Origin of the sequence: Streptomyces sp. NPDC055243, assembly GCF_044544025.1 — a bacterium.
Taxonomy (GTDB): domain Bacteria; phylum Actinomycetota; class Actinomycetes; order Streptomycetales; family Streptomycetaceae; genus Streptomyces.
Map to the genome: position 1 here is coordinate 343,032 of NZ_JBITWR010000010.1, position 21,401 is coordinate 364,432.

The window sequence follows — 21,401 nt, forward strand, 5'->3', positions numbered from 1 at the left end:
GCTGCTCCTCGGTGCGTGTTCTGTCGGGGCTCACGGAGTGCGCTCCGCCGTCGCCGGTGCCGATGTCGGCTGCGCCGGAAGCTGTGCGCCCGCGTGTACGCACGCCGCGCGGTGCCGGGGGCCCGCGTCCCGCAGCGCCTGGTCCTCCGTGGTGCAGGTGTCCAGGGCGACCGTGCAGCGCGGGTGGAACGTGCAGCCCGTGGGGAGCGCGGAGGGGTCCGGCGGGTCGCCGGGCAGACCGCGCGGAGCGAAGCGGGACGCCGCGTCGCCGATGCGGGGGAAGGCCGCCGAGAGGGCCTTTCCGTACGGGTGCCGGGCGTTCTCGTAGACCTCGGAGGCCGGGCCTTCCTCGACGACGCGGCCCGCGTACATCACCGCGAGCCGGTCGCAGGTGTCGGAGAGCACCGCGAGGTCATGGCTGATCATGATCAGGCCCAGGTCCTGCTCGGCCACCAACTGCTCGATCAGGCGCAGGATCTGAGCCTGGATCATCACGTCGAGGGCCGTCGTCGGCTCGTCGGCGATGATCAGGCGCGGATCGCAGGCGAGCGCCATCGCGATCATCACGCGCTGACGCTGCCCGCCCGACAGCTCGTGCGGGTACGCCTCGGCGCGGGCGGCCGGCAGACCCACCTGTTCGAGCAGCTCACCGGCCTTCTTCTTGGCCCCGGCCTGGGTGGCCTTCTTGTGCAGCAGGATCGGCTCGGCGATCTGGTCGCCGATGCGGTGCACCGCGTTGAGCGAGTGCATCGCGCCCTGGAAGACGATCGACGCGCCCGCCCAGCGGACCGCGCGGACCTGGCCCCACTTCATGGTGAGGACGTCCTCACCGTCGAGCAGGACCTCGCCGGTCACCTTCGTGCCGGCCGGCAGCAGCCGCAGCAGCGCGAGCGCCAGCGTCGACTTGCCGCAGCCGGACTCGCCCGCGACGCCGAGCTTCTGGCCCGCGTCGACCGAGAGGTTCACGCCGCGCACGGCGGCCGCCCCGGACGCGTACGTCACTTCGAGGTTTCTCACGTCGAGCAGGCGCTGTTCCGTCACCTTGGTCTCCGTCACTTCGGTCGAACTGCTCAACGGGAGACCCCCAGCCTGGGGTTCAGCACGGATTCCACGGCGCGCCCGCACAGCGTGAAGGCGAGGGCCACGACGGCGATGGCGAGTCCGGGCGGGGCGAGATACCACCAGTCGCCCGCGCTGACCGCGCCCGCCTCGCGCGCGTCCTGGAGCAGTCCGCCCCAGGAGACGACGGTCGGGTCGCCGAGGCCGAGGAAGGCGAGCGTGGCCTCGGTGAGGATGGCGTTGGAGATCACGAGGGTCGTCTGCGCGAGCACCAGCGGCATGACGTTGGGCAGGACGTGCCGGCCCATGACATGGCCGTGGCCGCCGCCCAGCGCCTGCGCGCGTTCGATGTACGGGCGGGACTCCACGGCCAGGGTCTGGGCGCGGACGAGCCGTGCGGTCGTCGGCCAGGTGGTCACGCCGATCGCCAGGATGATCGTCCAGATGGACTTGGACATCACCGAGGCGAGCGCGATGGCGAGCACCAGCGTCGGCATCACCAGGAACCAGTCGGTGACGCGCATGATGACGGTGGAGTACCAGCCCTTGAAGTGCCCGGCGGTGATCCCCACGATCGTGCCGATGGCCACCGAGAGCACGGCGGCGAGCAGCCCGACGGTGAGCGAGATCCGCGCGCCCCACACCAGCAGGCCCAGCAGGTCGCGCCCGAACTGGTCGGTACCCAGCGGGAATTCACCGCTCGGCGACTCCATCGGCTTGCCCGGCGCGTCGGTCACGCTCTGCGCGTCCGAGCCGACGAGGAGCGGCGCGAAGACGGCGACGAGCGCGATGACCACGAGCGCGGCAAGGCCGAAGAGACCGGCCCGGTGCGTGCGGTAATCGCGCCAGAAGCGGGCGACGGAGTGGCGTCTGCGGGTCCAGGCGAGCGCCCGGGGGCTCTTCGCGACCGGGACCTCGGTCTTTGTCGCTTCGGTCGTCATCGGCCCACCCTCGGGTCGAGCAGCGGATAGAGCACGTCGGCCAGGGTGTTCATCAGGATCACCGCGGCGGCGAACACGAAGAACAGACCCTGCACGAGGGGCAGGTCGGGCACGCTGAGCGCGGCGTAGAAGAGCCCGCCGAGCCCCGGCCAGGAGAAGACGGTCTCGACGAGGATCGCGCCCGCCACCACCGTGCCGAGGTTCACGAACATCAGGGTGACGGTGGGCAGCATCGCGTTCGGGACGGCATGGCGACGGCGTACCAGATCGTCCCGCAGCCCCTTGGCGCGGGCGGTCGTCAGATAGTCGCTGCCCATCTCGTCCAGGAGCGACGAGCGCATGACGAGGAGCGTCTGGGCGTATCCCACCGCCACCAGGGTGATGACGGGGAGCACCATGTGGTGCGCGACGTCGAGGACGTACGCGATGCCCGTCTCGCCCCCCGATTCGAGTCCGCCGGTCGGGAAGAGCCCGGGGATCGGGCCGACGCCCACCGAGAAGGTGATGATGAGGAGCAGTCCGAGCCAGAAGGACGGCACCGAGTAGAGGGTGAGCGCCAGGCCGGTGTGGACACGGTCCCCGAGCCCGCCGTTGCGCCAGGCCGTGCGGGTGCCGAGCCAGATGCCGATGAGGGTGTAGAGCACGAACGCGGTGCCGGTGAGCAGGAGCGTCGCGGGCAGCGCGTCGGTGATCTTGTCCATCACCGGGGTGTGGAACTGGTACGAGGTGCCGAAGTCGCCGGTCAGCGCATTGCCGCAGTAGTCGAGGAACTGCGTCATGACCGGCTGGTCGAGGCCGAACTCCTTGCGCATCGCGTCCAGCTGTTCGGCCGATACGCGCTTTCCGCCCGTCATCTGCTTCACCGGGTCGCCCGGGATCAGACGGAACAGGAAGAAGCTGGTCACAAGGACGGCGAACAGCGAGACGGCGGCGCCGCCCAGCTTGCCCGCCACGTACAGGAGATAGGCGCGGGTATTGCGGGCCCGAGGGCCGCGGGCCGACGGCCCGGCGAATACCGGATCGTCGGTCGCCGCGGCGCCCTCGGTGTCGAGCAGTGCGGGATTGCTGTCAGCGGTCATGCGTTACTCGCGGTCCTCTGCGGTCGAACGGCGGCGCAGGGCGAACAGGACTCCACCGCCGACGAGCACCACCGCGGCGGCGGCGATACCGATGATGACACCGGTCGAGCTTCCATCCTTGGAGGAACTCTTCCCATCCGCGGGCACCGCCGACCACCAGGACCAGTAACCGTCTTGGCCGTAGATGTTGCCGGCGGCCGTCGGCATGGTGGTGATGGACTTGATCTGGTCGGTGCGGTAGGCCTCGACGGCGTTCGGGTACGCCAGGATGTTCATGTACCCGGAGTCGTAGAGCCAGGACTGCATTTCCTTGACGGTCTGAGCGCGCTTGTCCGGGTCGTACTCGGCCAGCTGCTTGTTGTAGAGCTCGTCGTACTTCTTGTCGCAGATGAAGTTGTCGGTCGCGGCGCTCTCCTTGGCCTTCACCGGCAGCGCGGCGCAGGAATGGATGCCGAGCACGAAGTCCGGGTCGGGGTTGACCGACCAGCCGTCGAACGCGAGGTCGTACTCGCCCGCGTACCAGGGCACGGACACGTCATCGAGGCAGTTGACCTTCAGCCCGATGCCGAGATCGCCCCACCACTCCTTGAGGTACTTGCCGACCGCCTTGTCGTTCGGGTCGGTGGCGTGGCACAGGATGCGCAGGTCGAGCGGCTTGCCGTCCTTGCCGACGCGCTTGCCGTCGCTGTTCTTCTTGTAGCCCGCGTCGTCCAGGAGTTGGGCGGCCTTCTTGGGGTCGTACGACAGCTTCTGGTCGGCGGAGGGCTTCCACGCGTACTCCGCGAAGCGCGGCGGGATGTACCCCTCGCCCTCGACGGCCTGCCCCTGGAAGACCTTGTCGACGAGTGCCTCGCGGTCCACGGAGAGGAAGAGCGCCTGGCGGACCTTCTTGTCCAGGAGGGCCGGGTGGCCGTCACCGAACTTCTTGCCGTCGCGGGTCTTGGCACCGGGGTTGGTGGCGATGGCGAAGAAGCGCCGGCCCGGCCCTTCGTTCACCTTCACGTTCTCCGTGCCCTTGAGCTCGGCGGCCTGCGCCGGGGTGAGGGCGGGCTGGCCGGCCACGAAGGAGACCTCGCCCTTCTTGAGCGCCGCGACGGCCGCGTCCTGGTCCTTGTACGTCTTGAAGACCAGCTCGTCGAACTTGGGCGCGCCGCGCCAGAAGTCCTTGTTGGCCCTCAGCTTCACGTACTGGTCGGTCTTGTAGTCCGTGAGTTCGAAGGGACCGTTGCCGACGATGGGGAAGGACTCGTCGTTGTTGAACTTCGAGACGTCGTCGACCTTCTCCCACACGTGCTTCGGGACGATCGGCACGTCGAGCGCGGCCATGGTGGCCTGCGGCTTCTTGAGCTCGATGACGAGCTTGGTGGGGCTCGGGGCGGTCACCTTCTTGAAGTTGGCGACGAAGCCCGAGTTGGCGGTGGCGGTGCCTTCCTTCGACATCACCTTGTTGAACGTCCAGGCGGCGTCCTCGGCGGTCGCCTTCTTGCCGTCCGACCACTTGGAGTCGCCCCGGATGGTGTACGTCCAGGTCAGCTTGTCCGCGGAGGGCTCCCACTTGGTGGCGAAGCCGGGGATGGCGTGGTTGTCCTTGGCGTCGTAGTTCGTCAGGTACTCGTACGTCAGGCGGTGGATGCTGGTGCTGAGCAGCCGCTGGGCGAGGAAGGGACTGAGCGAGTCGACGCTCTGGGCCACCGCGACGGTGAGGGTCTTCTTGCCGTCCGCCTTGGCCTCGGCCTGGTCGGGGGCCGGGTTGAGGGGGGTGGCAAGGCCCGCGGTGAGGGTGAAGGCGGCGGCTCCCGATGCCAGGAGGAGACGGATACGGGTGCGGCTGAGGCCGCGGGGCCGTGGGGGTGCCTTCGTGGTGGGGTGAGACCGTGTTCTGCCGTGCTGATCTTGTGTATCCATGGGTCGGTGACCTCGCGTCATCGCTCGCGCAGAGATGGCTAGTTGATCAAGGAACGCCAGCTGGTTGATGTGTGTGTCTACCAGCGCCAGTCTGCGTCAGTCAACGGCAGGTGAACCCCATGTGGCCTGCGGAAATAACGAGTTGACCCGGATTTCATCCGCATTGGTCAAGACCTGTGAAGCGTGGCTGGTCGGGGGGTGATGGTGGGGGGAGGGGCAGGTGGGGGAGGGCGTCTTCCTTTGGGGGGTGGGGGCTGCGGGGTGATCGGGCGGGTGGGCGGGAAATGCTTGTTCGTCAGCGGAATCCGCGGGGCCGGGGAACGGGACTGGGCCCGCACCGGAAGTCGGTGCGGGCCCAGTTGAGATCGCCGGAGGCTACTGCTGCGGCGCGTCCGGCGCCGGAGGCTGCGGCTGATAGGGAGCCCCGGGCTGGTACGGCTGCCCAGGCTGAACGGGCGGCGGAGCCTGCTGCGGCTGAGGCTGCGGCTGCCCCTGAGCCGCGGGCTGCCCCTGAGGAGCCTGGTACGGCTGTCCAGGCGCCGGCGCGGCAGGCGCCTGCGGAGGAGCCTGCTGCGGCGCCGCGTTCTGCCACCCCTGCGGAGCCCCCGGCTGCTGCGGGTAGGGCTGCCCACCCGGCTGGGGGTACTGCTGCGGGGGCTGCTGTTGCTGCGGCTGCTGCTGGGGAACGTACGGCTGGGGCGGTGCCTGCCCGGGCTGCGGCGCCTGCCCGCCGTACGGCTGCTGCCCGGGAGCAGGAGCAGGCGCAGCGCCCTGCTGTCCGGGATAACCCCCCTGCCCCGGCAGGGGCGGAGCCACGACCGGAGGCGGATTGCCGTCGGAAGTCCAGAGCCCCTGCTGCTGCTGGGCCCGCACGAAGTCCTCGGCAACCATCGCCGAGAGATTGAAGTACGCCTCCCGCACCTTCGGCCGCATCATGTCGAGATCGACCTCGGCGCCGGCGGCGAGATGCTCGTCGAAGGGGATGACGACAACGCCCCGGCACCGCGTCTCGAAGTGCGACACGATGTCGTCAACCTTGATCATCTTCCCGGTCTCGCGGACCCCGGAGATGACGGTGATGGAACGCGACACGAGGTCGGCGTACCCATGCGCGGACAACCAGTCCAACGTCGTCGAAGCACTGCTCGCGCCATCCACGGAGGGCGTCGAAATGATGATCAACTGATCGGCGAGGTCGAGAACGCCCCGCATGGCGCTGTAGAGCAGCCCCGTGCCCGAGTCGGTGAGGATGATCGGGTACTGCTTCCCCAGTACGTCGATGGCGCGCCGGTAGTCCTCGTCGTTGAAGGTCGTCGAGACGGCCGGGTCGACGTCATTGGCGATGATCTCGAGCCCGGACGCGGCCTGCGAGGTGAAGCGCCGGATGTCCATGTACGAGTTGAGGTACGGGATCGCCTGGACGAGGTCACGGATGGTGGCCCCGGTCTCGCGGCGCACGCGGCGCCCGAGCGTACCGGCGTCGGGGTTGGCGTCGATGGCGAGGATCTTGTCCTGCCGCTCGGTGGCGAGCGTCGACCCGAGCGCGGTAGTGGTGGTGGTCTTCCCCACCCCGCCCTTGAGGCTGATGACAGCGATCCGGTAGCAGGACAGGACCGGAGTCCGGATCAGCTCCAACTTCCGCTGCCGCTCGGCCTCTTCCTTCTTGCCGCCGAGCTTGAACCGGGACCCACCGGCAGCGGGCCGGCTGCTCTTGGCCTTCTGCTTGTTGTTGCGAAGCAGCCGGTCGGAGGAGAGCTCGACGGCAGCGGTGTAACCGAGCGGAGCCCCGGGGTTGGTCCGCTCCCGCTGATCGTGCTGCACGGCCTGCGGCCAGGCGGCACCGGTGCGGGGATCGATGGGGGGCTGAGGCTGGGCCGGGGGCTGCGCCTGGGGCTGAGCCTGCGGCTGCTGCTGAGCCGGAAGGGGCTGCTGCGGCTGCGGCTGCGGCTGCTGTTGCGGAGGCTGCGGCTGTACGGGGGCCGAGGGCTGGGGAGTTGCCTGCGGTGCCGGCTGCTGCTGGGCGACGGCGGGCGGGAGCGGCTGCTGGGCCTGGGGCGCTGGGGGCTGCGGGAACCCGTAACTACCCTGCGGGGCAGGGGAGTTGGGGTTGTACGGAGCGGGAGGACCCTGCTGCGGGAATCCGTAACCGCTCGGCGGGGCAGGGGCGGTGCCCTGCTGCGGGAACCCATAACCGGCGGGCGGAGCAGGCGCTTCGGGGGCTGGCGTCACGGGAGCAGGGGCAGGTGCCGGTGCCGGGGTCGGAGCAGGCGCACCGGCCTGCGGGAACCCGTACCCACCAGGAGGCGTGGGCGCGACAGGTGAGGGAGCCACGGGCCCGGTCGGCGAGGGCCAAGCGGGAGGCGCGGTCTGCGGAGCCTGCGGCTGTACGGGCGCTGGCGCGGGGGCAGGTGCAGGTGCAGGGGCAGGTGCAGGCGCAGGAGTGGGCTCAGCCTGCTGAGGCACCGGCGGCTGCACGGGCTCGGCGGCAGCAGGCGTCGGCTCGGCGGCCGGCGGCGTAGAGGCCTGGCCGGGCACGGGCCACTGCGGTGCTGACGCAGGCGCGGCGGGCTGGAAGGCGGGCGGCAACGGCGGGAGCCCGCTGTGCGGCGCGGGCGGCGGAGTCCAGGAGGGCGGTACGGAGTCCTGCACTTCGTCGACGGGCGAGGCAGGAACGGCGTCCTGCGGACCGGCATCACGGATCTCGTCCGCGACATCGGAGTCAACGCTCACATCGTCATCAACGGCAGAGGAATCCTCATCCGAGTCGGACTCGTCGACAGGCTCAACAGAAGCCGCAGGACTCTCATCCTCAAGACCAAGCTCGCCAAGACCAAGTTCGCCCTCGCCGGCCTCCTCCGCATCAGGCTCAACCGTCGCGGCGTCATCATCCCGCGAAGCCGGAGCCTCAGCGGCGGCACGCTCCTCGATCTCCCGTTTCAGAGCGCCGGCGGAGAACCGCATGGTGGCGCCACTTTCCAGATCGCCACTGCTCTCGGCGACAGGCGCATCCGCATCTTCGGGTTCCGGCTCAGGGGCGGACTCGGGCTCAGGCTCCACCTCAGGCTTAGGAACAACACCCGTCACATGCACAGAGGAGGCAACACCAGCAACGGCTCCACTCCAGTCGGCAGCACCCCCCGAAGCCGCCGCGCTCTCGGATGAAACAGGTTCCGGAGCAGGAACAACCGGAGCGGGATCAACCGGAGCGGGATCAATCGGCTCGGGAGCAGGCGGCACGGGAGCAGTCGGCGCAGCCCAATCCGCCTGCGGCTTGAACCCACTCCCCACAGGCAGCTTCGGCACAGCAGTGGGCAGCCCGACCGGCGGAGCCGGAGGCTCGGGAGCGACGGGAGGAGCGACCGGCTCAGCAGAAGCCGCAGGCGGAGAAGCAGGCGGAGAGACGGGCGACGAGGTCGCCGGAGCGGCAGGCGACGCCGAAGGAGTCTCCCCCGCACTGCCGGACGCGTTCTGCGTGTACCAGGCAGGCGGGGCGTAGTCGATGGTGAACTCGCCCGTCGTCTCGGCAGCGGACTCCGCGTCGGACTGATCATCGACGGGTGTGTCCCAGCCCCCGCGGATCTCGTCCCGATCGCTGTTCACAATGCCTCCTGATGTGGTCGAGCACCCTCGTGCCGTGGTGGGAGGGCGACCGTTTCTGTCGTCCGATCCGCCATGGCTCTCCCCGTGGTGGACGCGCACAACCCACTCGCGGGTTCTGGCGTCGCGCCCTGTCCCAGCCTAATCACCAAAAGCACCAGCACGGCAGGGCAGCCCACCCCACGAATGCTGTCCGTTCCATCACGCTCCCCGCAGGAGTGATCCCCTCATCCGAAACAGTGACGGACAAATCGCTCAACAAGCGACAAGTGCTGGCCAATTCATGAGTCCTCCTGTCATCACCTCTCGCCGAGTCGGCCCTCCGAGCCCTACTCAACAATCCGGTCTCGGCATCCGGGGCCCGCGCCACCCCGCCCCGGGCCGCGCATGCGTTTTGGGGTGAAGTGCAGAGGAGCTTCGGGGTGGAGTGCGGAGGAACTGACGCTCCACGGACCGGCGTTGACCGCGGTGCGGCCGACACGCTGGATCAACGGCCCGAGCGCCCACGTACGATCATGCGCTTCCCCCCGGTGCCCCCATGTAGACGGCCCGATACCGCTGCCCCCCACAGATGCAGACAAAGAACTCACGACGTGAGCTTCGGCCCGCCTCCTCCTCCTTCTTCCTTCACCCAGTCCACGCTGGTAGCGGACGGAGCTCGCAGGAATTGTCATCTGCGGGGTCACCCGTCATGTGACGGGTGGAAGGCCGCACAGCGGTGCTCCACAGGTCCAAGAACGATCCCGAGGCACTGTGCAACCAGGTGGCCTTCGTCGACATCGACACGGGCGAGAGGGTCTGGGGCAAGGCGTCCCCGACGTCCGAGACCGTGTTCGGGACGATCGCGGGAAGCGGCGCGCGACCATCGGGCTCGAAGGCGGTCGCCATGTCGTGAACTGTTCGCTCGCGAGAGGCTTCGGCGCGGTCGACGACTGCCCCTCGACGGTGGTCAGTGACGACCAGGTCTTCGTCATGAGCCGCGAGGACCCGCACGGCGACATGGTCAACAACGCGAATCGCGTCGTGTCGTTCGACCTCGGGACGGGCAAGACCGTCATGAAGTTCGAGTCGGGGAGCGATCAGCTGCTCCATCCCTTGCGGATGAGCGGTGACCAGCTCCTCGCGTACCGGGAGAGCGGCGACCGCATCACGCCCATGGGACTGACGAGCCTGAACCCCCGGCCCGGCAAGGAGACCCCGTACTTCTTCTTCGGCACCAGGAAGGCCTCAGGGCGGCCCAGTGCCGAGAAGAAGAAGGAATGGTCGTGGCTGGTCATCGGCATCGAGGGCGCGAAGCACTAGATCCACGCGCACCCCGGCGGGGGAGCGGCCTCGGGAGGCCGGTCAGTCCACGTCCCAGTTAGCCCACGTCCCGGTCAGCCCACGTCCCGGCCGGCACTCTGCGGCGGCGTCGGCTCCAGATCGAATTCCCCGTCCCGCGCCCCGAGCACAAAGGCCCGCCACTCCGCCTCGGTGTACCGCAGCACCGTCTCGGGCTCGATCGACGACCGCATGGCCACCGCGCCGTCCGGCAGGTACGCGATCTCGACCCGCTCCTCGTGCGCCTCGGTGCCCGGTGCGCTGTGCCACTCGACGCCGGAGATGTCGAGAGCGTAGAGCTCGTTCTTCTCCCGCTCCTTGCGCGCTGCGACGTCCTCGTCCTGCGCCTGGGCGCTCGTGCCCTCTGTCTCGGCCATGGTGGGACGGCCCCTTCCCGACGTGCGAATCCGACGTGCGAACGGTGCGAACGAACTGCTCGCTCAGCGTACTGGGGCCTTGGAGCCGTGGAGCGGGTATCCGATCACGCTCACACCAGGGAGGGAGAACCGCTCACGGCAGGGTGGAGAATGAGGTAGCGGACACCTTGCGGAGCGGGCGGAGCAGGCACCTTTCGGGGCCCCGGTCAAGCTCCCACAAGCCGACTGGTACCCTGTGTAACGGCCGTATGTGTACGCGTCCCCAGACCCCCTCGATCGAGTACGTGATCGAGGCCCCGGAGACAGCGCCCAGCGGACCTAGCCTCCCGAGTTATGGAAGCTCCCCTGCGATTTAGACCAGGGGCACTCGGTGGCCACGTAAAGACTACGAGGAGTAAGCGTGTCGCTCGACGCCGCTACGAAGAAGCAGATCATGACCGAGTTCGGCCAGAAGGAGGGCGACACCGGCTCCCCCGAGGTCCAGGTCGCCATGCTCTCCCGCCGGATCTCGGACCTGACCGAGCACCTCAAGACCCACAAGCACGACCACCACTCCCGTCGTGGTCTGCTGATCCTGGTCGGTCAGCGCCGCCGTCTGCTGCAGTACCTGGCCAAGAAGGACATCGCGCGCTTCCGTGCGCTGGTGGACCGTCTGGGCATCCGTCGCGGCGCGGCGGGCGCCAAGTAAGACATCGTGAAGGGGGCGGTTCCCACGCAAGAGGGGACCGCTCCCTTTGCTGTATGCGCGATCCGTGCCGACAGCGAAAGCGACGGTGGCGGTGACGTCACTGAGTACGTCATCGCCGCGCACGACATCGCCGTACAGCTGAGCACGACGTAGCCGTACACAAGAGCGCCGTACACGATGTACGCACGCTCTACGTGCGAAGTGTCACCAGCGCTTTGTAGTCTGGTCGCACAACGTCATACGCACACCCATACCGGACTGGGCAGAATCGGACTGCACGGTTCGGAGACGTAACGGCGTCGCACATGGCGACGAGACGACGTCACACCGAACGAGGAGAAGCGCACCTCAAGGAAAGCCGCCGCCGGTCCTCGGTAGTGGCCCCCGGGTACAGCCCGGGTGCTTCGATCGAAGACCGGCCCGCACCAGAAGGAGCGCTTCTCCGCCACCGTCCCCGTGCCACACGGGCCAAGGGACGAAGACGAGGAGAAAACGCTAGTGGAGAACGAGACCCACTACGCCGAGGCTGTTATCGACAACGGCACTTTCGGCACCCGCACCATCCGCTTCGAGACGGGCCGCCTGGCCAAGCAGGCCGCAGGCTCCGCCGTCGCGTACCTGGACGACGACACCATGGTGCTGTCGGCCACCACCGCTTCCAAGCGGCCCAAGGACCAGCTCGACTTCTTCCCCCTCACGGTGGACGTCGAGGAGCGGCAGTACGCCGCCGGCAAGATCCCCGGTTCGTTCTTCCGTCGTGAGGGCCGTCCCTCCGAGGACGCGATCCTGACCTGCCGCCTGATCGACCGCCCGCTGCGTCCTTCCTTCAAGAAGGGCCTGCGCAACGAGATCCAGATCGTCGAGACGATCATGGCGCTCAACCCCGACCACCTGTACGACGTGGTCGCGATCAACGCCGCCTCCTGCTCCACGCAGCTGGCAGGACTGCCCTTCTCCGGCCCGATCGGCGGCACGCGTGTCGCGCTGATCAAGGGCCAGTGGGTCGCCTTCCCGACGCACACCGAGCTCGAGGACGCCGTCTTCGACATGGTCGTCGCCGGTCGCGTCCTGGAGGACGGCGACGTCGCGATCATGATGGTCGAGGCCGAGGCCACCGAGAAGACCATCCAGCTCGTGGCGGACGGCGCCGAGGCTCCCACCGAGGAGATCGTCGCCGCCGGTCTGGAAGCCGCGAAGCCCTTCATCAAGGCGCTCTGCAAGGCCCAGTCGGACCTCGCCGCCAAGGCCGCCAAGCCCACCGGCGAGTTCCCGGTCTTCCTGGACTACCAGGACGACGTGCTCGAGGCCCTGACCGCCGCCGTGAAGTCGGAGCTCTCCCAGGCCCTGACCATCGCCGGCAAGCAGGAGCGCGAGGCCGAGCTGGACCGCGTCAAGGAGATCGCCTCCGAGAAGCTGCTCCCGCAGTTCGAGGGCCGCGAGAAGGAGATCTCCGGTGCCTACCGCGCGCTGACCAAGAACCTGGTCCGCGAGCGCGTCATCAAGGACAAGGTCCGCATCGACGGCCGTGGCGTCACGGACATCCGTACGCTCGCCGCCGAGGTCGAGGCCATCCCGCGCGTGCACGGTTCGGCGCTGTTCGAGCGTGGCGAGACCCAGATCCTGGGCGTCACCACCCTCAACATGCTCCGCATGGAGCAGCAGCTCGACACCCTTTCGCCGGTGACGCGCAAGCGCTACATGCACAACTACAACTTCCCGCCGTACTCGGTCGGCGAGACCGGCCGCGTGGGTTCGCCCAAGCGCCGCGAGATCGGCCACGGCGCGCTCGCCGAGCGCGCGATCGTGCCCGTGCTCCCCTCGCGCGAGGACTTCCCGTACGCGATCCGTCAGGTCTCCGAGGCCCTCGGGTCGAACGGCTCGACGTCCATGGGCTCGGTCTGCGCCTCGACGATGTCGCTGCTGAACGCCGGTGTGCCGCTGAAGGCCGCCGTCGCCGGTATCGCCATGGGTCTGATCTCGCAGGAGATCGACGGCCAGACGCACTACGTCGCCCTCACCGACATCCTCGGTGCGGAGGACGCGTTCGGTGACATGGACTTCAAGGTCGCCGGTACGAAGCAGTTCGTGACCGCGCTCCAGCTCGACACCAAGCTCGACGGCATCCCCGCCTCGGTCCTGGCCGCCGCGCTGAAGCAGGCCCGTGACGCGCGTCTGCACATCCTGGACGTCATGAACGAGGCGATCGACGTTCCGGACGAGATGTCCCCGAACGCGCCGCGCATCATCACGGTCAAGATCCCGGTGGACAAGATCGGTGAGGTCATCGGCCCGAAGGGCAAGATGATCAACCAGATCCAGGAGGACACCGGCGCCGACATCACGATCGAGGACGACGGCACCATTTACATCGGTGCCGCCGACGGACCGGCCGCCGAGGCCGCCCGCGCCACGATCAACGGCATCGCCAACCCGACCATGCCGGAGGTCGGCGAGCGCTACCTGGGCACCGTCGTGAAGACGACGACCTTCGGTGCGTTCGTGTCCCTGCTCCCGGGCAAGGACGGTCTGCTGCACATCTCGCAGATCCGCAAGCTCGCCGGCGGCAAGCGCGTGGAGAACGTCGAGGACGTCCTCGGTGTGGGCCAGAAGGTCCAGGTCGAGATCGCCGAGATCGACTCGCGCGGCAAGCTCTCCCTCATCCCCGTCGTCGAGGGTGAAGAGGGCGACGACACGAAGGACGACACCGACAAGTGACGTCGCGTAGCACCACGACGACGGCCCGCCCCTCTTCGGAGGGGCGGGCCGTCGCCCGTACCCAAACCCTCCTCAAGGGCAAGGACGGCATCGGCACGGTTCGCCGTACGACGCTGCCGGGCGGCCTCCGCGTCGTCACCGAGACCCTGCCCTCCGTACGCTCCGCGACCTTCGGGATCTGGGCGAACGTCGGCTCCCGCGACGAGACCCCGGCTCTGAACGGCGCCACGCACTACTTGGAGCACCTGCTCTTCAAGGGCACCAAGAAGCGCAGCGCCCTGGACATCTCGTCCGCCCTTGACGCGGTCGGCGGCGAGATGAACGCCTTCACGGCCAAGGAGTACACGTGCTACTACGCACGCGTGCTCGACACCGACCTGCCGCTCGCCATCGACGTCGTCTGCGACATGCTGACGGGCTCCCTGATCCTCCAGGAGGACGTCGACGCGGAGCGCGGCGTCATCCTCGAAGAGATCGCGATGACCGAGGACGACCCGGGCGACTGCGTGCACGACCTGTTCGCGCACACGATGCTCGGCGACACCCCGCTCGGCCGCCCCGTCCTGGGCACCGAGGAGACGGTCAACGCCCTGAACGCGGACCGGATCCGCCGCTTCTACAAGAAGCACTACGACCCGACGCACCTGGTGGTCGCGGCCGCGGGCAACGTCGACCACAACAAGGTCGTACGTCAGGTCCGTGCCGCCTTCGAGAAGGCGGGCGCCCTGCACCGCACCGACGCGACGCCGGTCGCCCCGCGCCAGGGCTCCCGCGCCCTGCGCACGGCGGGCCGCGTCGAGGTCGTCAACCGCAAGACCGAGCAGGCCCACGTCATCCTCGGCATGCCGGGCCTGGCCCGCACGGACGAGCGCCGCTGGGCCATGGGCGTCCTGAACACCGCCCTCGGCGGCGGCATGTCATCGAGGCTCTTCCAGGAGGTCCGGGAGAAGCGCGGCCTGGCCTACAGCGTGTACTCGTACACGTCGGGCTTCGCCGACACCGGCCTCTTCGGCGTGTACGCGGGCTGCCGCCCGAGCCAGGTGCACGACGTGCTGAAGATCTGCCGCGACGAACTCGACCAGGTCGCCGAGCACGGTCTGTCGGACGACGAGATCGGGCGCGCGATCGGCCAGCTCGCGGGCTCCACCGTCCTCGGTCTCGAGGACACCGGTGCGCTGATGAACCGCATCGGCAAGAGCGAGCTGTGCTGGGGCGAGCAGATGTCGGTCGACGACATGCTGGCCAGGATCGCCGCGGTCACCCCGGACGACGTCCGTGAGGTCGCCCGCGAGGTCCTCGGCCACCGTCCGTCGCTTTCGGCCATCGGCCCGCTCAAGGACAAGCAGGCCGCCCGCCTGCACGAAGCGGTCTCCTAACCCCTTAGCGGTCTCCTAACTCCCTTAAGGAATCAGGCACATGAGCAAGCTGCGCGTGGCGGTCGTCGGAGCAAAGGGCCGGATCGGCTCCGAGGCCGTCCGAGCCGTCGAGGCCGCCGACGACCTGGAACTGGTCGCGGCGCTCGGCCGGGGCGACAAGCTGGACACGCTGGTCGAGGCCGGCGCCCAGGTCGCGGTCGAACTGACCAACCCCGACTCGGTGATGGGCAATCTGGACTTCTGCGTGCGACACGGCATCCACGCCGTCGTCGGTACGACGGGCTGGACGGACGAGCGCATCACGCAGCTGGAGACCGCGCTGGCCGCATCGCCGAAGACGGGCGTCCTGATCGCCCCGAACTTCTCCATCGGCGCGGTCCTCACCATGAAGTTCGCGCAGATCGCGGCGCCGTACTTCGAGTCCGTCGAGGTCGTCGAGCTGCACCACCCGAACAAGGCCGACGCCCCCAGCGGCACCGCCACGCGCACCGCCCAGCTCATCGCCGAGGCCCGTCGGGAGGCGGGCAGCGCCCCGCAGCCGGACGCCACCTCGACGGCGCTGGACGGCGCGCGCGGCGCGGACGTCGACGGCGTCCCGGTGCACTCCGTGCGGCTGCGCGGCCTCCTGGCCCACCAGGAGGTGCTGCTTGGCGGTGAGGGCGAGACCCTGACGATCCGGCACGACTCGCTGCACCACAGCAGCTTCATGCCGGGCATCCTGCTCGGCGTACGCCGTGTGGTGAGCACTCCGGGCCTGACGTTCGGCCTGGAACACTTCCTGGATCTGAACTGACACGGACCGGCTGACCCTCATGCGAGCAAAGATCACTTACGCCGTCACGGCTGCCGTCCTGGTCGTCTACTTCGTCCTGGTCGGCAGCCGCGGCGTGCTCCTGATACAGCACGGCACCGCGCTCACCGTCACCTTCGGCGTCGCGGTGCTCATCCTGCCGTTCATCGGCATCTGGTTCCTCTGGAAGAACACGCAGTTCGTCCAGCGCGCCAACCGTCTGGCCGCCGAGCTGGAGGCCGAAGGCGGCCTGCCCGTCGACGAGTTGAAGCGCACGCCCGGCGGCCGGATCGACCGCGACTCGGCCGACGAGGTCTTCGCCCGGCGCAAGGCCGAGACCGAGGACGCCCCGGACGACTGGCGCTGCTGGTTCCGCCTGGCCGTGGCCTATCACGACGCCCGGGACACCCCGCGCGCGCGAAAGGCGATGCAGCGCGCGATCGCGCTGCGCGCGGGCCGACCGGTGAACGTCTAGCTCTGGGGATCAGGCGGTGCGGCGGTACTCGTCGGCCCACACCTCGATGGAGTCGGCCGCCCGGTTGAAGGCCTCGTGCCGGGCCAGGAAGTCGGCATTGCGGTCGGTGAGCAGGAAGGACGGCCCATCGGCCCGCTGATCCCGTCGTACGAGGATGAGCGCCTGCCCCTGGACCGTGCGGGGAAGACCCAGCCACCGCACGGGCTGCTGGGTCGTACGCACCGTCACGACCTGGTCCCACGGCACGGTCTGCGTCGTCAGGAAGGACACACGACGCAGTCCGTGCGCGCTCACCCAGGTGCCCACCCGCAGCAGCCGCAGCGCGCTCACGATGATGACCGTCGCGAGCCCCGCGCAGATCGCGGCGCCCGCGAGGGAGTCCGCGAACGCGATGATTACGGCGGCGACGAGGACGTACGAGGCGAGCAGCAGAAGCAGTGCGGACGCCCCCACCCGCCACGGCCCCGGCCGGTAGGGCCGCCGCCAGTGGTCGCGATCGTCGAACGGCAGCGGGGCGTCGTCCGCTGTCTCGTCAAAGGCGCGGTCCGCCGTCAGAAAGGGCAGGGGCACGACTGAATCCTCACTCGATCCACGCACGGTCTGTGCCCGGTGAGGCTACCGAGCCCTGCTCACGCCTACCACCCTTGGGGGTCCGGACGGGGCAGGGCCGAGACGGTCGTCATCGACCGGTCGAGGCCTCGGACTGCTGGGTCTGCGCGGGTGACTGCTCGGGCGACAGGGCGGGCATGCCGACCAGCAGGGAACCCGCGAGGCCGGCGACGACGACCAGGCCGACCAGGGTGCGGCCCACGACCTGAGCGGCCGAAGGGCGCTCTCGGGGTGGGGGAGTGACATTGCTGCGGAACTTGTCGGCTTCGGCGATGAAGGCGAACGGTACGGGCTCGCGCCGACGGAACATGATGTGCGTTTCTCCTCACGCGACTCGAACGAAACTCTGTTGTCTAGACAGACGCTCGAAACGCCCAAATGGTGCCCGGTTTCGCCAAATTCGCCGAAGATTGTCGTGGCGAGGCACCGAACGGCCGATTGTCAGTGCCGGGCCATAGAGTGGGCGCCGCCCGAGTGATGCACATGGAAGGACCCCCGCCAGTGAGCGAGACCCCCACCGAAGACCTCAAGCCCAGCTTCCGCAGCGAGGTCACCGTCGAGTTGGTGAAGCATGCCGCGACCGACTCCGACGTCCTGTGGGCCGCCCGTGTCTCCACTGCCGGGGAGCAGTCCCTGGAGGAGCTCCAGAAGGACCCGGAGCGCTCCAAGGGCCTGATCAACTATCTGATGCGGGACCGCCACGGCAGCCCCTTCGAGCACAACTCGATGACGTTCTTCATCAGCGCCCCGATCTTCGTCTTCCGCGAGTTCATGCGACACCGCGTGGGCTGGTCGTACAACGAGGAGTCGGGCCGCTACAGGGAGCTCCAGCCGACGTTCTACGTCCCGGACGAGTCCCGCAAGCTGGTCCAGGAGGGCCGCCCCGGGAAGTACGTCTTCGTGGAGGGCACCCAGGCCCAGCAGGAGCTCACGGGCCGCGTCATGGAGGACTCGTACCGCCAGGCGTACGAGGCGTATCAGGAGATGCTCGCCGCCGGTGTCGCCCGCGAGGTCGCCCGCGCGGTCCTGCCGGTCGGCCTCTTCTCGTCGATGTACGCGACGTGCAACGCCCGTTCGCTGATGCACTTCCTCGGCCTGCGCACGCAGCACGAGCTCGCCAAGGTCCCGTCCTTCCCGCAGCGGGAGATCGAGATGGTCGGCGAAAAGATGGAGGAGCACTGGGCCAAGCTCATGCCCCTCACGCACGCCGCGTTCAACGGCAACGGACGCGTGGCTCCGTAAGGCACTGATGTACGGGTGGGCTGAGTGAGGTGTCCGTATTGCGGCATTTCGAGAAGTTCATCTAGCCTGATCAAACGGACCCGGCACTGCTTGAACCCCCGAGCAGGCAGTGCCGGGCTCCTCACTTGTCAGGTCCGCACACATCCCCCGAGGGGGGACCACGCGCTGAGCAGCGAGTAGCGTGTTACCCATGGCTCCGACCTCCACTCCGCAGACCCCCTTCGGCAGGGTCCTCACCGCTATGGTCACGCCCTTCACGGCGGACGGCGCACTCGACCTCGACGGCGCTCAGCGACTCGCCGCCCACCTGGTGGACGCAGGCAACGACGGCCTCGTCATCAACGGCACCACCGGTGAGTCGCCGACCACCAGCAACGCGGAGAAAGCCGATCTCGTCCGAGCCGTAGTGGAAGCAGTCGGAGACCGTGCCCACGTCGTGGCGGGCGTCGGCACGAACGACACCCGCCACAGCATCGAGCTCGCCCGCGACGCCGAGCGTGTCGGCGCCACCGGCCTCCTGACGGTCACGCCGTACTACAACAAGCCCCCGCAGGAGGGCCTGCTCCGCCACTTCACCGCGATCGCCGACAGCACCGAGCTGCCGGTCATGCTCTACGACATCCCCGGCCGCAGCGGCGTACCGATCAACACCGAGACGATCGTCCGCCTGGCGCAGCACCCACGGATCGTCGCCAACAAGGACGCCAAGGGCGACCTCGGCCGCGCCAGCTGGGCCATCGCCCGCTCCGGCCTCGCCTGGTACTCCGGCGACGACATGCTGAACCTCCCGCTGCTCTCCGTCGGCGCCTGCGGCTTCGTCTCCGTGGTCAGCCACGTGGTCACCCCGGAGCTGCGCGCGATGATCGACTCGTACGTCACGGGTGACGTGCAGAAGGCCACCGAGATCCACCAGAAGCTGCTCCCGGTCTTCACGGGCATGTTCCGTACGCAGGGTGTGATCACCACGAAGGCGGCGCTCACCCTCCAGGGCCGCCCCGCGGGACCGCTGCGGCTGCCCCTGGTCGAACTGTCGCCCGACGAGACGGCCCAGCTCAAGATCGATCTCGCCGCCGGCGGGGTACAGCTCTGACCACAGACTTCACAACTGAATACGCGTAACACCGCGGGACACGGTCCTGCACCCACACCAAACAACTGCTACTGCACGAACGTCATGCGCGCCACGTGCCCTGGAGGTACGTGGCGCGTGTGGTGAGGAGAGTCTTTTGAGTCATCCGCATCCTGAACTCGGCGCCCCGCCGAAGCTCCCGAAGGGCGGCCTGCGGGTCACCCCGCTCGGCGGCCTCGGTGAGATCGGCCGCAACATGACCGTCTTCGAGTACAACGGTCGCCTGCTGATCGTCGACTGCGGAGTGCTCTTCCCCGAGGAGGAGCAGCCCGGAATCGACCTGATCCTGCCGGACTTCACGTCCATCAGGGACCGCCTCGACGACATCGACGGCATCGTGCTCACGCACGGCCACGAGGACCACATCGGCGGTGTCCCCTTTCTCCTCCGCGAGAAGCCGGACATCCCGCTGATCGGCTCCAAGCTGACGCTCGCGCTCATCGAGGCGAAGCTCCAGGAGCACCGCATCCGTCCGTACACGCTCGAGGTCGTCGAGGGCGACCGCGAGCGTCTGGGCCCGTTCGACTGTGAGTTCATCGCGGTCAACCACTCCATCCCGGACGCCCTGGCCGTCGCCATCCGCACTCCCGCGGGCATGGTCGTCGCCACCGGCGACTTCAAGATGGACCAGCTGCCGATGGACGGCCGCCTCACCGACCTGCACGCGTTCGCGCGGCTGAGCGAGGAGGGCATCGACCTCCTTCTCTCCGACTCGACGAACGCCGAGGTCCCGGGCTTCGTCCCGCCGGAGCGCGACATCTCGAACGTGATCCGGGGCGTCTTCGCCGGCGCCCAGAAGCGGATCATCGTCGCGAGCTTCGCCAGCCACGTCCACCGCATCCAGCAGATCCTGGACGCGGCCCACGAGTACGGCCGCAGGGTCGCCTTCGTCGGCCGCTCGATGGTCCGCAACATGGGCATCGCGAGGGACCTGGGCTACCTGAAGGTCCCGCCGGGCCTGGTGGTGGACGTCAAGACGCTCGACGACCTCCCCGACAGCCAGGTCGTGCTCGTCTGCACGGGCTCGCAGGGTGAACCGATGGCCGCCCTCTCCCGGATGGCCAACCGCGACCACCAGATCCGCATCGTCCAGGGCGACACGGTGATCCTGGCGTCGTCGCTCATCCCCGGCAACGAGAACGCGGTCTACCGCGTGATCAACGGCCTGACCCGCTGGGGAGCGAACGTCGTCCACAAGGGCAACGCGAAGGTGCACGTCTCCGGCCACGCGTCGGCGGGCGAGCTCCTGTACTTCTACAACATCTGCAAGCCCAAGAACCTGATGCCGGTGCACGGCGAATGGCGCCACCTGCGCGCCAACGCAGAGCTGGGCGCCCTCACCGGCGTTCCGCACGACCGCATCGTGATCGCCGAGGACGGCGTCGTCGTCGACCTCGTCGAGGGCAAGGCGAAGATCGTCGGCAAGGTCCAGGCGGGATACGTCTATGTCGACGGCCTCTCGGTCGGCGACGTCACGGAGTCCTCCCTCAAGGACCGCAGGATCCTCGGCGACGAGGGCATCATCTCGGTCTTCGTCGTGGTGGACTCCAGCACCGGCAAGATCACCGGGGGCCCGCACATCCAGGCCCGCGGCTCCGGCATCGACGACTCGGCCTTCTCGGCCGTCATGCCGAGGGTCCAGGAGGTCCTGGAGAAGTCGGCCCAGGACGGCGTCGTGGAGCCCCACCAGCTGCAGCAACTCATCCGCCGCACGCTGGGCAAGTGGGTCTCGGACAACTACCGGCGACGCCCGATGATCCTTCCCGTGGTCGTCGAGGTCTGACCCGACACTGCGTGAACTTGGAGCGGGGCGCCTCGATTTGCATCGGGGCGCCCCGCTCCAGTACGTTTACGTCTCCGCCTGAACGGGAAGCACCCGGCACTCACATGCTCGGAGCCACCCGAACCGGGCGGGGAATTCCGACTCAGAATCTCTGATAAAGTCGGAACCGCTGGAAAGGGAAACGCGAAAGCCGAAAGGCCGGAGCGGAAACCTGAAAGGCGCCGAGGAAAATCGGACACGAAAGAGTCTGATAGAGTCGGAAACGCAAGAACAGAAACAAAGAAACACCGAAGGGAAGCGCCCGGAGGAAAGCCCG

The 21,401-nt window shown here is 68.5% G+C and carries 18 protein-coding genes; 10 read left to right on the top strand and 8 right to left on the bottom strand.

Annotated elements, in window-relative coordinates; translation table 11 throughout:
- Positions 1 to 30: 30 nt before the first annotated feature.
- From ACIGXX_RS28750 to ACIGXX_RS28770, 5 genes are all read right to left on the bottom strand, one after another.
- Positions 31 to 1,074: an ABC transporter ATP-binding protein gene (locus tag ACIGXX_RS28750; RefSeq protein WP_383823071.1), complete on the bottom strand. Its 1,044-nt coding sequence runs from the start codon at positions 1,072 to 1,074 to the stop codon at positions 31 to 33.
- Positions 1,071 to 2,000 (bottom strand): ABC transporter permease, encoded by a 930-nt coding sequence (locus ACIGXX_RS28755; protein ID WP_361470252.1) that lies wholly within the window; start codon positions 1,998 to 2,000, stop codon positions 1,071 to 1,073. The genes ACIGXX_RS28750 and ACIGXX_RS28755 overlap by 4 nt, the downstream gene beginning before the upstream one ends.
- Complete coding sequence (locus ACIGXX_RS28760) at positions 1,997 to 3,079, bottom strand: ABC transporter permease (protein WP_351165645.1); 1,083 nt, start codon at positions 3,077 to 3,079, stop codon at positions 1,997 to 1,999. Before ACIGXX_RS28760 ends, ACIGXX_RS28755 begins: the two co-directional genes overlap by 4 nt.
- Positions 3,080 to 3,082: 3 nt before the next feature.
- Positions 3,083 to 4,984, bottom strand: coding sequence for an ABC transporter substrate-binding protein (locus ACIGXX_RS28765; RefSeq protein WP_399979902.1), 1,902 nt, complete (start codon positions 4,982 to 4,984; stop codon positions 3,083 to 3,085).
- A gap of 375 nt (positions 4,985 to 5,359) precedes the next feature.
- Positions 5,360 to 8,584, bottom strand: a complete 3,225-nt coding sequence (locus tag ACIGXX_RS28770) for an SCO5717 family growth-regulating ATPase (protein WP_399979905.1) — start codon at positions 8,582 to 8,584, stop codon at positions 5,360 to 5,362.
- Between the two features lie 715 nt (positions 8,585 to 9,299).
- Here ACIGXX_RS28770 and ACIGXX_RS28775 point away from each other — a divergent pair.
- Both ACIGXX_RS28775 and ACIGXX_RS28780 read left to right on the top strand, forming a co-directional pair.
- Positions 9,300 to 9,476 carry a hypothetical protein gene (locus tag ACIGXX_RS28775; protein ID WP_399979908.1) on the top strand — a complete coding sequence of 59 codons (177 nt, stop codon included), beginning with the start codon at positions 9,300 to 9,302 and terminating at the stop codon, positions 9,474 to 9,476.
- A complete protein-coding gene (locus ACIGXX_RS28780; RefSeq protein ID WP_399979912.1) occupies positions 9,473 to 9,883 on the top strand; it encodes a hypothetical protein in 411 nt (136 codons plus the stop codon). The genes ACIGXX_RS28775 and ACIGXX_RS28780 overlap by 4 nt, the downstream gene beginning before the upstream one ends.
- 74 nt (positions 9,884 to 9,957) lie before the next feature.
- Here the strand turns inward: ACIGXX_RS28780 and ACIGXX_RS28785 are convergent, their stop codons facing one another.
- Positions 9,958 to 10,278 (bottom strand): DUF397 domain-containing protein, encoded by a 321-nt coding sequence (locus ACIGXX_RS28785; protein ID WP_351165656.1) that lies wholly within the window; start codon positions 10,276 to 10,278, stop codon positions 9,958 to 9,960.
- Positions 10,279 to 10,678: 400 nt separating this feature from the next.
- Between ACIGXX_RS28785 and rpsO the strand changes: the two genes are divergently transcribed.
- From rpsO to ACIGXX_RS28810, 5 genes are all read left to right on the top strand, one after another.
- Positions 10,679 to 10,966 (top strand): 30S ribosomal protein S15, encoded by a 288-nt coding sequence (gene rpsO, locus ACIGXX_RS28790; RefSeq protein ID WP_351165658.1) that lies wholly within the window; start codon positions 10,679 to 10,681, stop codon positions 10,964 to 10,966.
- Positions 10,967 to 11,464: 498 nt separating this feature from the next.
- Positions 11,465 to 13,681, top strand: a complete 2,217-nt coding sequence (locus ACIGXX_RS28795) for a polyribonucleotide nucleotidyltransferase (RefSeq protein WP_351165661.1) — start codon at positions 11,465 to 11,467, stop codon at positions 13,679 to 13,681.
- Positions 13,678 to 15,057, top strand: coding sequence for a pitrilysin family protein (locus ACIGXX_RS28800; RefSeq protein ID WP_351165663.1), 1,380 nt, complete (start codon positions 13,678 to 13,680; stop codon positions 15,055 to 15,057). Before ACIGXX_RS28795 ends, ACIGXX_RS28800 begins: the two co-directional genes overlap by 4 nt.
- A 40-nt stretch (positions 15,058 to 15,097) precedes the next feature.
- Entirely contained in the window at positions 15,098 to 15,850 is a 753-nt protein-coding gene (dapB, locus tag ACIGXX_RS28805; RefSeq protein ID WP_361470263.1) for a 4-hydroxy-tetrahydrodipicolinate reductase, read from the top strand.
- A 19-nt stretch (positions 15,851 to 15,869) separates the two neighbouring features.
- The gene (locus ACIGXX_RS28810; RefSeq protein WP_351165667.1) at positions 15,870 to 16,322 is read left to right on the top strand and encodes a hypothetical protein; all 453 of its coding nucleotides are present in this window, start codon (positions 15,870 to 15,872) and stop codon (positions 16,320 to 16,322) included.
- A gap of 9 nt (positions 16,323 to 16,331) precedes the next feature.
- Here the strand turns inward: ACIGXX_RS28810 and ACIGXX_RS28815 are convergent, their stop codons facing one another.
- On the bottom strand, positions 16,332 to 16,892 hold the full coding sequence (locus tag ACIGXX_RS28815; protein WP_351165669.1) for a PH domain-containing protein: 561 nt from the start codon (positions 16,890 to 16,892) through the stop codon (positions 16,332 to 16,334).
- A gap of 109 nt (positions 16,893 to 17,001) precedes the next feature.
- Complete coding sequence (locus tag ACIGXX_RS28820) at positions 17,002 to 17,241, bottom strand: hypothetical protein (RefSeq protein WP_351165671.1); 240 nt, start codon at positions 17,239 to 17,241, stop codon at positions 17,002 to 17,004.
- A 191-nt stretch (positions 17,242 to 17,432) separates the two neighbouring features.
- Here ACIGXX_RS28820 and thyX point away from each other — a divergent pair, with 191 nt between their 5' ends.
- The 3 genes from thyX to ACIGXX_RS28835 all read left to right on the top strand — a co-directional run bounded on the left by thyX (position 17,433) and on the right by ACIGXX_RS28835 (position 21,085).
- A complete protein-coding gene (thyX, locus tag ACIGXX_RS28825; protein WP_249587375.1) occupies positions 17,433 to 18,173 on the top strand; it encodes an FAD-dependent thymidylate synthase in 741 nt (246 codons plus the stop codon).
- Positions 18,174 to 18,363: 190 nt separating this feature from the next.
- Positions 18,364 to 19,263: a 4-hydroxy-tetrahydrodipicolinate synthase gene (gene dapA, locus ACIGXX_RS28830; RefSeq protein WP_351165673.1), complete on the top strand. Its 900-nt coding sequence runs from the start codon at positions 18,364 to 18,366 to the stop codon at positions 19,261 to 19,263.
- A gap of 136 nt (positions 19,264 to 19,399) precedes the next feature.
- On the top strand, positions 19,400 to 21,085 hold the full coding sequence (locus ACIGXX_RS28835) for a ribonuclease J (RefSeq protein WP_399979922.1): 1,686 nt from the start codon (positions 19,400 to 19,402) through the stop codon (positions 21,083 to 21,085).
- Positions 21,086 to 21,401 lie beyond the last annotated feature (316 nt).